The sequence below is a fragment of the bacterium Scap17 genome, from assembly GCA_013376735.1.
In the GTDB taxonomy this organism is placed as follows: domain Bacteria; phylum Pseudomonadota; class Gammaproteobacteria; order Pseudomonadales; family Halomonadaceae; genus Cobetia.
Genome location: VINJ01000001.1, coordinates 2,488,449 through 2,504,541 on the forward strand (window position 1 = coordinate 2,488,449; position 16,093 = coordinate 2,504,541).

The following is a 16,093-nucleotide window of genomic DNA, read 5'->3' on the forward strand; positions in this document are numbered from 1 at the left end:
AAAGCCCCTGAAGACGAAAGCCCCTGACAGGCGAACCTGTCAGGGGCTTCTTGCGTCAGAGCTTCTGCTTACAGAAGGTGAAGAGAAAATTTCCCTTCCTCAATACACGAAAGCGAACAGGAAATTGAAGATCAGCGCAGCCCCGAAGCCCAACGGCGCTGCCTTGAACAGCAGCTTGGGCAACAGGTCATTGCGACGCTCTTCACTGGGGCATGAACCCAGAATCAGGCTACCGCCGGAAGAGAATGGCGAGATAGCGGTGGACTGAGCACCGATGACAATGGCGACAAACAGGATCATCGGGTCAATTCCCAGCTGGGTGGCCAACGCCGGCACGACAGGGAACAGCGCAGGCGTCACCACTCCCAAAGTGCTGGCGAAAAGCGACATGATCGCTGAGATCACTCCAAATACGATCGGCACCGCGTAGACCGGGATATTGCCGCTCACCCAGGAAGCCAGAAGATCGATCGTGCCGACCTTGATGGCAATCGAGATCAGCATGCCGACGCCACAGATCATGATGATGGTGCCCCACGGCAGCGAGGCGATCGCCTTGCGCTCATCTCCCAGCTTCATCAGCAGCGCGATCACCGAGAACACGCTGGCGATCAGGCCGATGTTGATACGGTCATTCACGTAGGCCACCAACGCATTATCCGGCAGGATCATCGCGGCGATCGGCGGTGCCAATACAGTGACCATCAACAGCAACGTCAGACGCAATGTCAGTCGCTGCTCACGATTCATCGGTGAGGGCTGGGCGGCATCGGAAATCTGTACACCGCCCTGACTCCCTCGCAGCGAGAACAGCACCAGCAGTCCCAGCACCACGATGGGCACGACCATGGTCGCCAGGAAGATGCCGAAACTGTAATGGAAGGCATCACCGGACGAGATACCGGCACCGGTCATCAAACCTTGAAAGATGATGCCACTCTGACTGGAAACGAAGTTGGCCCCCGCCAACGCGCCGTAGTTGACCGCCATGGCACCGACGATCAGCGACAGGCGAGTCTTGTCACACAACAGCAGTGTGATGGGCGCCATGAAGGCCAGTACCGTGTAGTAGCCTGCACCCAACGCCGAGATGATCACCGACGAAAAGAAGATGGCAAACGGCAACAAGGCTGGCACATTGCGACAGCGGTACAGCAGATGTTCCGCCAGCTTCTCAAGCGTGCCGTTGACGATGGCGAAGTTATAGAACAGACAGACCGAGAAGATGATGAAGAAGATCTTCAGCGGCCATAGGCCGATCACCTCGTTGGGCGACATTCCAAGCCAGAAGCAGCCAATCAGATAGGAGAAGGCAATGGCGAACAGACCGATATTCAGGCGCAAGCGATAGCCCAGGACGATCGAGACCACGATGGCCAGTATGACGACAAGACTCGACATGGCGAACACTCTTGTTATGTGGGGACAGGGCAGATGTGGCAGGACAATGAAGTTACAGCTGCAGCAAACGACGCGGGTTGTGGATCATTACCTGTTCGATCAGCTCCGGGCTCAGCAACAGCTCGCGTATGCGCCGGGTCTGGGCTGCATGATCGGCCACGTGTTCGAAACGGGTGTGCGGCCAGTCGCTGCCCCAGATCAGCCGCTGGTCATTGCCCATGGCCTGGCGCAACACGGCGAGCGAACGTCGTGACTGCTCAAGCGTTGCGTCCGAGCGATACGGTGCGGAGACCTTGACCCACAGCTGCGGAGAGCTCAGCAGTGTCAGAAAACGCTGATGCTCAGGAAGTGTCGGGACCAGCTCGCCCTCCTTCGGCAGGCCGAAGTGGTCGATCACCAGTGTCACGCCGGTCTCGATCAAGCTCGGCAGAAAGTCGGCGAGATCGGCCACGCTGCGCTGGATTTCTACATGCCATCGGCGGCGCGCCAGCTCACGATAGAGCGACAGCCATTCCTCCCCTAGATAGTCCGCCGGTGTCGCACCGATCAGATTGAGGCGAATGCCGACCACGCCCTCCGCTTCCATGCGATCCAGCTCCGCCATGGAGATGGCACTGTCGACCACTACTACGCCCTTGAGGCGCTCAGGAGATGCGGCAAGCGCCTGCAGCAGGAAACGATTGTCGGTGCCCAGAAAGCTTGGCTGGACTAGCAAGCCATGTGACAGCCCCTGCGAATCCAGCTGCGCCAGATATGCGTCGACCGTGGCATCATACTCAGGGCAATAGCGACGACCTTCCACCATGGGGAGGTCATGAAGAAAGACGTGGGCGTGGCAATCAACGCCACGACAGGAAGTCAGGAAATCTACAGTCATCAGGGTCACTCACTATCGGTGTGTATGTCAGGAAGCCCGAATATCAGGCCATACCGCCCGAAATTCATGCAAACATATATATGTATTTCGAGTGACAGGTTAGCGTAAAACTTACGCTGATAGCAGAGACCCATGACCAAAGGAGTAATGCATGCCGCAAGCACGGTCAGTTCGGAGGATCACTGGAACGGACAGCCGACTACCGCTTTACCAGCGCCTTCGCGATGAATTCCTTCTGCAGATCGCCGAGGGGCATTGGGTGCCGGGCACCCCCATCCCGACCGAAGCCGAGATGACGCGAGAGTATGAAGTCGCGATCGGCACGGTTCGCAAGGCCATCGAGACACTGGTGCAGGACGGTATCCTGGAGCGCCAGCAAGGACGCGGTACCTTCGTTCGCCGCCCGGAATTCACGCATTCGTTGTCGCGCTTCTTCCGTCAGGTCGACTCACAGGGCATTACCCGGATTCCGGAGAGCGATATCCTGTCATTGGAGAGCGAGCCTGCCAGCCAGCATGTCAGGCAGGCACTGAACCTTGGAGCCAGAGCAGGAGTCATCCACTTGGAGCGTCTACGCCGCCTGGAGGGAAAACCGCTGTTCCATGAGCGAATCTGGCTCCCTCAGAAGCGCTTTGCCGCACTGCTCGAGACCCCGAAGGATGCACTGGGTGACCTGCTCTACCCGACCTACGAAACACTATGTGGGCAGCTGGTCGCCCATGCGCGGGAAACACTCTCCATCGGCGTGGCAGACGCGTCTACCTCTGAGTTGCTAGGTGTAACTCTCGAGACACCAGTCGTGGTGATCGACCGCATCGCCAGTGGCTTTGATGGCACTCCGTTGGAGCTGAGGCGCTCCTACGGTATCGCCAGCGAGTTCCGATATCAGATCGAGATCGCCTGAGGTAATTGAAAGGAAACAGCAAGATGTGACGTTGCAGGTTCAGTCTGCAAGTTGTCATGTCAGTCACCCTCAACGACAAGGCCCCTGATCGGTGACGATCAGGGGCCTTGTCGTTGAGGGTGTAACACCTGACGGGTATTCATCAGGGCGCATGAACGCCTTCGAACATGCGTCGGCGCGCGCCTTCGAGATGCGCCCGCATCGCGTTTTCGGCCGCCGTGGCGTCCTTGTCGGCAATCGCATCGATGATTGCCTGATGCTCGTCCTGGACGATGCGCAGGCGCTCCTCGGAGGCGCGCAGTGACAGGCCGCGCGTCAGATTCATGCCTTCCTTGATGCTCTGATTCAGCGAACGCAGCACGGTGGCGTAGTAATGATTGCTGGCCGCCTCGGTGATCGCCAGATGGAACTCGAAGTCTTCATCCGAGGCCCGGTCATGATTGAGATTGGCCTGGTTGATGGCCTCGAAACGCTGGCGGATCTGCTCCAGCTGTTCCGGGGTGCGTCGCTGTGCGGCAAGCCCCGCCGCACTGGCCTCGACATTGGTGCGAAACTCGAAGCAACGCTGGATGTCGGCGATGCTGGAGATACGTGCGAATTCGAGCACGGCGCTGTCGGGTCGATTGATGACGAAGCTGCCGGAGCCCCACCGAGGCCGCGGTGATCGCGGTGGTCTACGCGCTGGTTCTGGGCTTCGTGATTTATCGCGAGCTGGATCTCACCAAGCTGCTCAATGCCTCCACCGACACCGTCAGGCTGTGCTCGCTGTCGCTGTTCAGCCTGGTGGGCGCGGCCATCTTCGGGTATCTGATCAGCTTCTATCAGATTCCGCCCAAGCTGATGGCAGGCGTCAGCATCACAGACCCGACGGTGCTGTTGATCGTGATGACCATCGTGCTGCTGGTGATCGGTACCTTCATGGATGCCCTGCCCGCGATGGCGATCATGGCGCCCATCTTCTATCCGTTGGCGATGTCGGCAGGCGTGCACCCCGTGCAGTTCGGTGTCATCGGCGTCATGGCGATGGGCCTGGGCCTGATCACACCGCCCTACGGCCTATGCATGATGATCTCCGCCAAGATCGGCGGCATCCCCCTGCTCAAGGCCATGGCGACCACCCTGCTGTACCTGGGCGTGATGTTGGCCGTGATTCTGATGATGATCCTGTTCCCGGAGTTCGTGTTGACCATTCCGCGCCTGATCGCCCCCGATTTCGTCTGATCCACTGCATTATCCGGACATTCTGAAAACTGTTTGAGGAATGTCCGGAGTTCTCCTTTTCTTGCCCAGACGCAACGCCTGTCTTCTCCTCGCGGCTCATCCCTGCCCACTTCACCCCGCCGGCCTCAACGTAGTGCCTGCATGAAACCGCCCTGAAAGTACGCCAACGTCGTGGTTCGTCAAGAAAATTTCTCGCTTCACGGCAAGAACTGCTACGCGTATCGTGACGTCCCTCGGGAAATGTCGCCGGTAACATGCCAAAGATGAACTCACGATTATCGTGTTTTTATTGAAAGTCTTTCATCCATATGCCGCTATATTCGGGCACCTGCCCACTACAGGATTTACGGCGTCAATCGTCAGCACACTGGCGATTCATTTTTCTTTTCCATGTTCAGACAGGCAGGCAATTCTCATGAAACGCCCCTTTTCCCTTGCTCTTCTCGGCCTCTCGGTCGCCTTCGCCAGCATGACCGCCCACGCCGATGACCACGCCACGCTCACACCAACCAGTGAAGTCGTCCAGCAGTCTGACGTCGACTGGGGCTACCTGAACCCGCTGCGCGGTGACAAAAGTCCCGCCGCCGGCGACCTGTGGGGTGATCGCACCAAGGATGGCGCTTCGGGCTTCCTGGTGAAGTTCAACGAAGGCTTCTCCTCACCGCCCCACATCCACAACATCACCTACCGTGGCGTGGTCATCCAGGGCGAGGTCCACAACGATGACAAGAACGCCGATGAGCAGTGGCTGCCCGCAGGCTCGTTCTGGATCCAGCCGGCAGGGGAATCGCACATCACCGCGGCCAGAGACAAGGTCAACATGGCCTACATCGAGATCAATGAAGGGCCCTACCTGGTAAAGCCGGAATCCGAGGCCTTCCACAACGATGAAGAGCCGCTGAATGTCGCAGAGAACAACATGGTGTGGCTTGATGCCAATGACATCCGCTGGATCAACCTGCCGGGCAGCGACGACGCCGAGCAAGGCCCGAAGACCGCCTTCCTGTGGGGCAACCCGGAGGTCGGCCAGCTAAGCGGCCGCCTGGTGAAACTGCCGGCCGACTTCTCCGGCGAGATCGAAAGCCACGCCGACGAATTCCGCGCCGTGGTCATCAAGGGCGACCTTACCCACGAGACCGAAGGCAAGGACGATAGCCAGAGTCTGGCGACCGGCAGCCACTTCGGCTCTCAGGGCGAGATCACCCATGTCATCACTACCGGCGCTGACGGCGAGGCCCTGCTCTACGTGCGCACCAATGGTGATTTCGACATCGTCGAGGACTGAAACCTGAGGTCGTCTGAACTCTTGGCTCTGAGCTCTGAGACCAGAAGCAGCAGACATCCCGACCTGCAGCAAACACGAACGGCCACCCCGATCTCAAGACCGCGGGTGGCCGTTCGTGTTTGTGTTGCGTTGGTATGCGTACCCGCCATCAGGCGACGCGGTCAGGCCAGTCTTTGGACCGCCATTTCGAGGCCACGGATTTCCGCCAGCCCCTTCATGCGGCCATAGAGAGGATAGCCGGGACGGGTCTCGCGGCGTGCATCGTCCAAGATGTGGTGGCCATGGTCCGGGCGCATCGGCAGGGGAGCTCCGCCCGATACCAGGCGACGGCGCTCCTCCGCGACCAGCACGCTGATGATGTCTACCATGTCCAGGTCGCCCTCGAGATGCTCAGCCTCATGGAAGGAGCGCTTGTCTTCACTGTCACGCCCGGTGGCCCGCAGATGGGCAAAGTGGATGTGAGGGGCGAAGCGCCGCGCCATGATGCTCAGGTCGATCTCCAGATTGGCCCCGTAGGAGCCGGTGCAGAACGTCAGGCCATTGGCGGGACTAGGCACGACGCCCAGCAGCCAGTCAGCATCGACCATGCTCGAGACCACGCGCGGCAACCCGAACATCGGCCGCGGCGGATCATCAGGGTTAATGGCCAGACGAATGCCGACCTCTTCCGCCACCGGCACGATGGCCTTGAAGAAGGTGGCCAGATGCTGGCGCAGGCGCGCGGCATCGATACCGTCATAGGCCGCAAGCGCCGCTCGGAACTGGGCCAGCGTGTAGCCTTCTTCCGCCCCCGGCAACCCCGCGATGATGGTGCGGATCAACGTCTCGCGCCCGGCATCATCCAGCGTCTCGGGATGCTGCCGCGCGGCAAGGGTCAGCTTATTGAGCAACGCCACTGCCCCCTCCACGACCTCCGGCGACAGGCCTTCGATCATGGAGGCCTCTTCCGCGACCAGCTCGGCGTGAATCTGCTGGTACAGCGCCCTGCCCTCTGGGGTCAGCGAGAGCTCAACAGCACGCCGGTCGCTGGGGTCTTCGATCTTACGCACATAATGCTTGCGGATCAGCGAGTCGGCGACCCGGCTGGTCGTGCTCTTGTCGAGGTACATCTCGTCCGCCAGCGCCTGCAGCCTCAGCGAACCACGCTTGACCAGCGTCTCCAGCGCATAGCATTGAGCGACGGAGACGTTGTGGTGACAGATGCTTTCCCTGTCACGAAACTGATGGACACGAATGAGCTGATTGACGGCTTCGTACAGCGCTTCTGCTTGATCCACTCTGATGCCTCACGTGACGGTGGTCCTAAAGGGAGGAAGATGCTGGCCAAGATAACCGAGCACGACCAAGAGTGCACCGAGTCCAGCCACCCTTATCCTTCCCCCTTATCCAGCTTCCCTTGACCAACCACCCTATTCGGCCTGCACGTGGCAGTGCTTTGCGCGAGCAACTCAATCGCGACTCTTCCCCCCGAGACGGCTCCAGCAAACCTTTCAGGCAAAGACTGTGCAAGAATCTTGCAATTCAATATTGAGAACGATTAGCATTGCCAGCCGCAATATATAACTATTCATGCAAGGGAATCCACGTGCATCTTCGTCTCCATCCGCTTACCGCAGCCGTCCTCTCCGCCAGCACATTGACCCTGAGCCTCTCGGGCCACGCCTCGGCCGACGACATGTCCACCCTCGTCATCAGCGAAGACCGTCTTGAACAGAATGTCGTGATCAGCGCTGAAGAGATCGATCAGCGCCAGGCAGGCGATCTGGAAGACCTGTTCCGCGCCGAACCGGGCGTCAGTGTCGGCGGCGGCATCGCCATTGGTCAGAAGGTCTATGTACGCGGTCTGGAAGACACCAACCTGAACGTCACCATCGATGGCGCGCGTCAGGGCGGCTACCTCTTCCACCATACCGGCCGATTGACCATTGATCCGGCGCTGCTCAAGCAGGCGGAAGTCGATAAAGGCCCCGCGACCGCCGATGACGGCCCCGGCGCGCTTGGCGGCAGCCTCCGCTTCGAGACCAAGGACGCGCAGGACCTGCTCAAGCCCGGCCAGGACCTTGGCGCACGCGTCTCCGTCGGCACCGAAAGTGCGGCGGATGCCACCTCCGGCACCACGGCGTTCTATGGTCGTCTGGGGGAGAATCTCGGCCTGATGGGATACGTCAGCGGCCGCAACAGCGATGACTATGAAGTTGGCGGTGGCGGTGAGCAGGAACAGACCGCAGGCCAGCAGCGTGGCTACCTGCTCAAGATGTCATTGCTGGACGTCAATGATCAGGACCTGCGCATCAGTGCCGAGCGCACCACCGATCAAGGCACCTATTTCACGCGTCCGCACATGCCGAGCTTCAGCAGTCAACAGCCGACCTACCAGGAAATGGAGCGTGAGACCTTCACCATCAATCATGCTTGGCACCCGGGCAATGATCTGATCGACACCAAGACCACCCTCTACCACACCACTCAGGAACTGGATCGTGTCGAGGCGGGCAGCACCAGCCGCTCCAGCGAATTCGGCGCGGATGTGCGTAACACCTTCCGTCTCAAGACGGGTGATGTGGCACATGCTCTGACCACTGGTGTGGACTTCTACGATCAGGACACCCGTCGTTCCGATGATGCCGGCAGCTCCGGCCCCAACAACGAAGACACGTCACGCAACCTGGGGGTCTACGCCCAGAATCGTATGACACTGGGTCCGTGGGCCCTGTCCGTCGGTGCACGCTTGGATGATTACGACAGTGATTACGGCGAGGCCGGCAGCGTCAGTGGCAGCGAGGTATCTCCCAACGCGATTCTGAGTGTCGATGCGACTGACAACCTCACCCTGCATGCGGGCTACGGCGAGGCCATTCGTGGCGCCAAGGCGCGGGAAGTGATCCTGATCGGCGATGAAGTCGCCATCGCACAGGGGCTTGAGCCGGAGAAGGCACGTCAGCGCGAAATCGGTCTGGATTGGCATCAGAAAGATGCCTTGATGGAGGGAGATCGTCTCGGCTTCGCGCTGACCGGCTTCCATACCGATATCGAGAACTATCAGGCCTATGATCGCCGCAGTGATCCGGCGCTGCTCTACAACCTGGATGGCGAAGTCGAGAGCCGTGGCTATGAAGCCAGCCTGAACTGGGGCGTGGGCGGCTACGACACTCGCCTGGGCTACGCCAAGGTCGTGATGAAGAACAATGAAGGCAACCCGCTGGGCGACGAGATGAACATCGGTGCTTCCACCGGCGACAAGTGGACCTGGGATCACCAGTATCGCCTGCCGAACCACAACGTCACCCTGGGCTATACCCTGAACGCGGTAGAACGTCTGGAGCGTGTGGCTGAAGGCGACGAGGAGAAGCCGGGCTACGTGACGCACGACATCCGCGCCCAGTGGACACCCGCCTCCTATCAGGACCTGACGCTGACACTGGCGGTCAACAACGTATTCGACAAGCGCTACAGCGATCACAGCAGCTTCCTGCTCAGCAGCGGTGACAGCATGCTGGAGCCGGGCCGCGACATCCGCCTGGGTGCCAGCTACAGCTTCTGACCCAGTCCCTGGCTTCACGAACAGCTCGCGATCAGCTGACGGAAAAATGCCCCACAGGCCAGGCCTGTGGGGCATTTTCCTATCTGGGACTCGGTAATATCGCATTTGAGGGAACAGACTTCAGTTCGCCTCTTCCGCCTCGGCATCCTGCTGTTTGGCCAGCTTGTGGCCATCTTCTGACTGCCCGATCTTCCAGTAGCTGGAGACATAGAAGTGGGACTTGGGAATCTCGTAGGCCTGCTTGAGGTGAGCACGTAGCGCTCGCATGCTGCCGAATTCACAGGCCGCCCAGACAGAGATCTGACCTTCCTGTCGGGGCAGTGCGGCAACTTTCTCCAGCAGCGGCCGCCCTTCCGGGTCAGGCTGCGGATTGACCAGCCAATGCAACTCGATCCCCGGCGGGTGCTCCAGCGTCTGGATATCGGCCTCGCTGATCACCTCGATGACGGCGTGACCGCACGCATCAGCCGGTAGCTCGGCTAGATTGACGCTGATCGCCGGCAAGGCCGTCATGTCACCCGCCAGCAGGAACCCGTCGGCCTCCATATTGATCAGCTTCGTCGGGCCGGGGCCGCCGATAGTGATTCGATCCCCCGGCTGCGCATTGGCGGCCCAGAAAGATGCCGGACCGGCATGATCGTGAAGTGCGAAATCGACATCGATCTCGGTCGCACGCTGATGACGAATGGTATAGGTGCGCATCATCGGGCGCTCGCCTTCCCCACGCGGAAACACCAGTTTGATATAGGCGCTCTCCTGCCCCTCGGGGATGGAGTCGATATTCTCCCCGCCCAGGGTGACGCGCAGCATATGCTCCGTCACCTGGGCAGAACGAATCACTTCAAGCTCTCGCATCGCGGGCTTACCCATCTTGCGCACTCCTCTGGCAAACGCCTTCAAGTTGTTCGGCAGCGCGAGTTTCATACTCGCCTGCATTGTGAATCATGGCAGATGCCGTCTTCACGAATGCGGCGACCTCCTCATCGCTGAGGTCGCCCGCCATACGCTGAGCTGTCTCAGCTTCCAGAGCTTCAATTTCCTTGAGCATGCTCTGCCCCGCCTCCGTGGGGGCGAGAAGCAGGCTGCGACGGTCTTGCGGGTTTTTCGACTTGACGATCAATCCCGCCGTCATCAATTCATTGAGCACCCGCGTCACGCGCGCCTTGTCCTGCCCCAGATGCTGCACGATCTTGTGCGCGGTGCACTCGGAGGTACGGTTAATGCCCTTCAGCACCCGAATATGCGTGACTGGCAGATCAAGCTGGTAACGCTGGATACCCAGACGCAGCTGCCTGCGATAGACATGCATCAGCTGATGCAGCACATCATTGAGTGATGCCTGACTCATGTGTCGCTCACCATATGGTTGGTACAAGTCAACTATATTGGCAGATGGTTGACACTGTCAACAAAAACAGGATCGAGAAGCATTCTCATATTAATACCAAAAATCTCATATGCCTATCACTGTTCCTTCCACTACCAGACGCCTATCAGACAACACTTGCCGCGTGAGATGGTGACAGCGAGCAAGAACCTGCTAAGGTCGAAGGCCCCACATTCCTGACGCCCACGAGAGGCATCGATGGCTGAACTCTGCCTGCTGTTTGATTCCGATGGCACCCTGGTCGATAGCGAAATCCTCCTCGCCGAAGCCATGTCCAGCACCCTGCCCCGCTATGGTCTGCCATTTACCAGCGACCGCTATATGAACGAGTTTCGCGGCATGCGTTTCATGAGCATCGTGCGCACGCTGGAGGCAGCACATGGCGTTCTGGAAGAAGAGCCCATACGGCGCATGGAAGGCGAGATGCGAGCGCTGCTGGAAGAGTTGATGAAGGCGCGCCTGACAGCGATGCCCGGCATGTCAGCCGCCTTGATGGAACTTGAGGGCTATCCCTGTGGCGTGGTGTCCAATGGGCCCGAACGCAAGGTACGTCTGGCGTTGGACACTACGCGGCTGGCGCGTTTCTTCGACGGGCATATCTTCAGTGCCTATACCCTGGGCGTGTGGAAACCGGACCCTCGAATCTATCGGCTCGCCGCTGAGCATATGGGCTTTGCGCCTTCACATTGCGTGGTGATCGATGATGCCATCGTCGGTGTACAGGCAGGATTGGATGCTGGCATGCAGGTCATCCACTTCGCCCACCACGACGACGGCCATGAAACGCCGCATGGTGCATTGCGCATGCACCATGCGCGCGAGCTGCCGAGGCTGGTGGCGCAGATTTCCCAGAGACTCGCTGCGCAGTACTAGACGTCGTCGATTCTTCTCTCTCAATTCCCGCTCGCTGAAATTCTGCACCGAGAACTTCTTCATCGAGAAATCCTGCCCCTCGAGGCGGGGTTTTTCATGCCCGGCGTACAATACGGCTGCTCGTGGTGTGACTCGCTTTGCGTGTCGCGCCAACCAGTACTCCCGTTCAAAAATACCGCATGCCGCCCCTCACCCTTTGATATAAATAGGCAAGTTTTAGCGACTAAAGCGCCTATATATCACCTTTCCCGATACCTATAGTGCCTCTACAGCAAACCCGCGCAAGACACGCAAGGCTCGCGCACGGACAGCCAGATGCAGCTGTCTTGCGCGCCCTTGACGTGATCAGAGCGCAACCGCCGCACACCTGATATCAGGATCATGACCATGACTCGCAATATCCCCTTTGGCCCCAAGGGCTGGACCCCAGACAGAATCGGCTCGCTCGTCGGCAAGACCTATGTCATCACCGGCGCCAATAGCGGCGCGGGTTTTCAGGCGACGCGCATATTGCTGAGCAAGGGGGCGAGCGTCGTGATGTTGAATCGCAACCCGACCAGATCAGAGATCGCCATCGCGGCGCTGCAAGAGGAGTTTGGCCCCGCGGCGAATGTCCGCCATATCCGCATGGATCTGGCGGAGCTGGCCTGCGTACGCAGCGCGGCCGCGGAAGTACTGGAGAAGGTCCCGCAGATCGATGCCCTCATCTGCAATGGCGCCATCGCTCAGGTTTCCCGACAGCAACTCACCGTCGATGGTTTCGAAAGTCAGCTCGGCGTGAATCATTACGGGCATTTCCTGCTGTGCGGGCTGCTGTTCGAGCGCATCGATGCCTCCCACGGGCGGATCGTCGTGGTTTCCAGTGAAGGCCACAAGATGGGCCTCAAGACCATCCAGTTCGATGACATGAACTGGGAGCACAACTATCACCCAAACAAGGTCTATAGCCACAGCAAGCTGGCACAGATGATGTTCGCCTATGAACTGCAGAACAGGATTGAGGCCGCAGGCCGCCAGGCAAGAGTTCTTGTCTGCCATCCGGGCGCGTCCAACACCTCACTGATTCGTGACGACGCCAACCTGGCGACTCGACTCAGCTGGGCACTGATGGTGAAGACAGGGATGGCGCAGACGGCAGAGAAAGGCGCTTACCCGGAAGTCATGTGCGCCACCGAGGAGAACCTCAGACAGCATGCCTACTACGGCCCGACAGGGCTGATGAATTTCGGCGGGCCGGTAGGCGAGTGTGAGTTGGGAGCATTCGTTCTCGAGAAAAACGTCATGACCCGACTGTGGCAAGTCTCGGAGCAGGCAACGCGGTTCAGCTGGTCAATCTGATCTTGAACCGACCATCGCCCTTCCCACCCACTTTCAGGGAGGTGAGTTACATGAACGCATCAATGGTACTTTCAGGACTCCTGATGATGATTCCGAACCTGTCGTTCGCCAACAGCCTTTATGACGAGCTGATCCAGCCGGAGACCTCGATTCAGGACAGTGAAGGCAATCTCTATCGCAGCGTGAAGATCGCCGATCAGACCTGGCTTGCCGACAACCTCAGAACGACTCGCTATCAGGATGGCTCGCCCATCAAAACGGCATTCATTCCTGATGATGATCACGACAACCTTCTGCCGTATGGCCGTCTTTACGACTGGCACGATGTCAATGATGCTCGCAATCTCTGCCCAGCGGGCTGGAGAGTCGCCTCGGATGAGGACTGGAAGACACTGGAACGCACCATTGGAATTGCAGAAAAGGAAATCGACTCGACGGGCTGGCGTGGCGATGATGATATCGCCATCACGCTCAAGGCGGCTCAACCCGACTCCCTGTTGACGTCCTTCGATCAGGCACGCATCAATCTCAGCGGCTTTTCTGCCAGACCGGCGGGCGTGAAGTGGAAGGGTTGGTATATCACCTAGGGGGCATACACCGAATTCTGGACCCGCACGGAGGCCACACCGGCGAAAGCGTTTGCCAGAACATTGGCCTACTCCTGGTGGAATCCGCACAAGGGCGAGATCCGCCGCGCGGCACTTGGCAAGAATGGCATGTTCTCGGTGAGATGCATCAAGGAGTGATCAGGTCAAGATACTGGTGTCGCGCTGATGCGGTTTTCAGGTCAGATGAAAACTCCTCCCTCATCAATCGCCCAGCGAGAGATCGCCAACTCAAGACCTGAGGGCCAGACGTTCAGGCCAGGATTGTTGCGTCCTGTCATCCAATCCGCGCGGCTCGACACACTCGATGCTGCCCCTCAACCACCATCAATCCGCACGGACGCAGGCCCACCGCGACCCCACTCCCCCACTCTCTGCCTTGTCCGCCGCTGCCAACGCCTTGTCAGGCATGTCCATACGCCAGAAACGACAACGGCCCCTCATGTTGAGGAGCCGTGAGTGAGGAGCCGTTGTCGTGAAGTCTTGCGACGTATCTGTCAGCGCATCCCGCGGTTACGCCTGACGATTCGTCTTCTTCGGCTTGCGCTGGAAGGCCGGCATGTCATCGATGACCAGTACTGGGTTCAGCTCTTCCTTGGGGAAGTCATTCTTGAGCCAGCGCAGCATGGACAGCCCCAGAATCAGCATCACCGGAATCATCGGCAGCGCCACCACGATGGTGGAGGTCTGGACGGTCTTCAATCCCCCCAGCTGGATCAGAGCCACCCCGACAGCGGCGATCAGGAAGGCCCAGATCAGGCGGAACGAGCGCTTGGGCTCCTGATACCCGGAGAGCTTGCGCGACGTGACCGAAGCCAGCACGTAGGCCGAGCTGTCCAGGGTGGTTGCCAGGAAGATGAAGCACAGCAGAATGAAGGCCACCGTGACCAGCTTGGCAAACGGCAGGGTCTGCAGGATACCTTCCACCGCCAGCGGGATACCGCCGCTGTCCAGCAGCGCCTTGATGTCAAGTGCGCCACTGATCTGCAGGTCCAGCGCGTAACCACCCCACACCGCGAAGAACACCCAGGTGCCCAGCGAGCCGAATACCAGCTCGGCGATGATCAGCTCACGGATGGTACGGCCGCGCGAGATGCGCGCCACGAACAGGCCAACCATCGGCGCGTAGGCGATCCACCAGGCCCAGTAGAAGACGGTCCAGTCCTTCCAGAAGGTGGAATCCCCCGCCGGGTCGGTCCACAGGCTCATTGGGATGAAGTTGCCCAGGGTCTTGCCGAGGCTGTTGACGAAGCCTTCGACCATGAATTGCGAGTCACCGACGAGGAAGGTGAAGGCCAGCAGGAAGATCGCCAGGATCACGTTGACGTCGGAGAGAATCTTGATGCCCTTGGCCAGGCCGAACCAGACACTGGCGGAGAACATCGCCGTCCAGATGCACAGCACCGCGACTTCCAGCCCGAAGTTGGCTTCCATGCCAAGGATGCCACTGACCAGCTGCGAGACCAGCGGGACCGCCAGCCCCAGCGAGGTGCCGACGCCGCCGACAATCCCGAACACGACGATGGAATCCAGCAACACGCCCCAGGCACCATCCGCATGACGACCCAGTACACCGCGTGAGGCGACGGACAGACGCACGCCATCACGCTTCTTGACGTACATGGAGTAGGCGATCGGCAGGCCCGGCAGGCAGTAGAAGGCCCACGGCGTCAGCCCCCAGTGGAACTGACCGAAGGCCAGCGCCCACTCCGCGGCCTCACGACTCTTGGCCGCCACGTGGTAGGCCGGCGAGGTGTAGTAGTAGATCGGCTCGACCCATGCCCAGTTGACGATCGCGATCCCCATCCCGCAGGTGAATATCATCGCCACCCAGCTGAAATAGGAAAAGTCAGGTGTATCCTCAGCCCCGCCCAGGCGGACGTTGCCGTAGCGGCTGAACGCCAGCCAGATGAGGAACCCGACGACACTCAGGCCGGCCACCAGGTACAGCCAGCCGAATTTGCCGGTGGCGAAGGAGAAAGCGGCATTGATCAGCGCGGTGCTGGCCTCCGGGAAGAGGATGACCGGAGCGATGAAGGCCACGATGACCAACACGGCAGGGATGAAGACACGCGGGTCCAGATGATCGCCATCACTGGCGGGGGGAACGGCTTCTTGCACGGCTACCACCTTGGTGAGAAAGCCCGAGCAGGAACGGCGAGACGCCGCTCTTGCTCGGGCTATTCGCTATATTCGATAATTTTTCGTAATGGAAAGAGCGCGGCATTATACATTTTTTTATTCCACGCGCATTATACTTTCCCGGCAACCGCGGGGAGCATGAATCGCGACACGGTATTTTCTCATGAAAACATGAATTTCATTCATCAATCTTGCACTGCGCACCTCACATCCTCGCGCCCTCCTCATGCCTTCTTCGCGCCCTCCTCGACCCAAGGTTCCACCAGACGCGAACAGGCCGCCGACACGTCGATGTCGGCGGCCTGTGGGTCTCAAGCGCTCATGAGCGGCGACTGTCACGCAGAAGCCAGCACCTGACGCGGCAGTCTTTCCGCCCCTTGCTTCGCGAGGGTCACGCCAGCTGATGCATCACTATCAAGAGCAGCATCATCAACGTTAACCTCATGTCACAAGAGGCTCAGCGCTTGAGCACTTCTCATGCGCGGTAAGCTGCCCTCTGCAAGCTCAGGGTCAGACGAG

At 59.4% G+C, this 16,093-nt stretch carries 12 protein-coding genes and 2 pseudogenes; 7 read left to right on the forward strand and 7 right to left on the reverse strand.

Annotation, left to right across the window (positions count from 1 at the left end; all coding sequences use genetic code 11):
* Positions 1–99: 99 nt before the first annotated feature.
* Together FLM52_10580 and FLM52_10585 are read right to left on the reverse strand one after the other, a co-directional pair.
* Positions 100–1,401: an SLC13 family permease gene (locus FLM52_10580; protein ID NVN56233.1), complete on the reverse strand. Its 1,302-nt coding sequence runs from the start codon at positions 1,399–1,401 to the stop codon at positions 100–102.
* A 52-nt stretch (positions 1,402–1,453) separates the two neighbouring features.
* Entirely contained in the window at positions 1,454–2,278 is an 825-nt protein-coding gene (locus FLM52_10585) for an amidohydrolase family protein (GenBank protein NVN56234.1), read from the reverse strand.
* Between the two features lie 151 nt (positions 2,279–2,429).
* On the opposite strand from FLM52_10585, the gene FLM52_10590 reads away from it, so the two are divergent.
* Positions 2,430–3,182, forward strand: coding sequence for a GntR family transcriptional regulator (locus tag FLM52_10590; GenBank protein NVN56235.1), 753 nt, complete (start codon positions 2,430–2,432; stop codon positions 3,180–3,182).
* A 142-nt stretch (positions 3,183–3,324) separates the two neighbouring features.
* Here FLM52_10590 and FLM52_10595 read toward each other — a convergent pair whose 3' ends face one another.
* Positions 3,325–3,810, reverse strand: coding sequence for a FadR family transcriptional regulator (locus FLM52_10595; GenBank protein ID NVN56236.1), 486 nt, complete (start codon positions 3,808–3,810; stop codon positions 3,325–3,327).
* Between the two features lie 17 nt (positions 3,811–3,827).
* Between FLM52_10595 and FLM52_10600 the strand changes: the two are divergent.
* Positions 3,828–4,403, forward strand: a pseudogene (locus FLM52_10600) (TRAP transporter large permease subunit).
* A gap of 415 nt (positions 4,404–4,818) precedes the next feature.
* Positions 4,819–5,688 (forward strand): DUF4437 domain-containing protein, encoded by an 870-nt coding sequence (locus FLM52_10605; GenBank protein ID NVN56237.1) that lies wholly within the window; start codon positions 4,819–4,821, stop codon positions 5,686–5,688.
* A gap of 161 nt (positions 5,689–5,849) precedes the next feature.
* Here FLM52_10605 and uxuA read toward each other — a convergent pair whose 3' ends face one another.
* The gene (gene uxuA, locus FLM52_10610) at positions 5,850–6,965 is read right to left on the reverse strand and encodes a mannonate dehydratase (GenBank protein NVN56238.1); all 1,116 of its coding nucleotides are present in this window, start codon (positions 6,963–6,965) and stop codon (positions 5,850–5,852) included.
* Positions 6,966–7,273: 308 nt separating this feature from the next.
* Between uxuA and FLM52_10615 the strand changes: the two genes are divergently transcribed.
* Entirely contained in the window at positions 7,274–9,229 is a 1,956-nt protein-coding gene (locus FLM52_10615) for a TonB-dependent receptor (GenBank protein ID NVN56239.1), read from the forward strand.
* Positions 9,230–9,349: 120 nt separating this feature from the next.
* Here FLM52_10615 and FLM52_10620 read toward each other — a convergent pair whose 3' ends face one another.
* The gene (locus tag FLM52_10620) at positions 9,350–10,099 is read right to left on the reverse strand and encodes a siderophore-interacting protein (protein ID NVN56240.1); all 750 of its coding nucleotides are present in this window, start codon (positions 10,097–10,099) and stop codon (positions 9,350–9,352) included.
* The gene (locus FLM52_10625) at positions 10,092–10,577 is read right to left on the reverse strand and encodes a MarR family transcriptional regulator (GenBank protein ID NVN56241.1); all 486 of its coding nucleotides are present in this window, start codon (positions 10,575–10,577) and stop codon (positions 10,092–10,094) included. Before FLM52_10625 ends, FLM52_10620 begins: the two co-directional genes overlap by 8 nt.
* 237 nt (positions 10,578–10,814) lie before the next feature.
* Here FLM52_10625 and FLM52_10630 point away from each other — a divergent pair, with 237 nt between their 5' ends.
* The 3 genes and pseudogenes from FLM52_10630 to FLM52_10640 all read left to right on the forward strand — a co-directional run bounded on the left by FLM52_10630 (position 10,815) and on the right by FLM52_10640 (position 13,573).
* Positions 10,815–11,489 (forward strand): HAD-IA family hydrolase, encoded by a 675-nt coding sequence (locus FLM52_10630; protein NVN56242.1) that lies wholly within the window; start codon positions 10,815–10,817, stop codon positions 11,487–11,489.
* 387 nt (positions 11,490–11,876) lie between these two features.
* The gene (locus FLM52_10635) at positions 11,877–12,827 is read left to right on the forward strand and encodes an SDR family oxidoreductase (protein NVN56243.1); all 951 of its coding nucleotides are present in this window, start codon (positions 11,877–11,879) and stop codon (positions 12,825–12,827) included.
* A 50-nt stretch (positions 12,828–12,877) separates the two neighbouring features.
* Positions 12,878–13,573, forward strand: a pseudogene (locus FLM52_10640) (hypothetical protein).
* Positions 13,574–13,945: 372 nt separating this feature from the next.
* On the opposite strand, the gene FLM52_10645 reads toward FLM52_10640, so the two are convergent.
* Positions 13,946–15,553, reverse strand: coding sequence for a BCCT family transporter (locus tag FLM52_10645; protein ID NVN56244.1), 1,608 nt, complete (start codon positions 15,551–15,553; stop codon positions 13,946–13,948).
* Positions 15,554–16,093 lie beyond the last annotated feature (540 nt).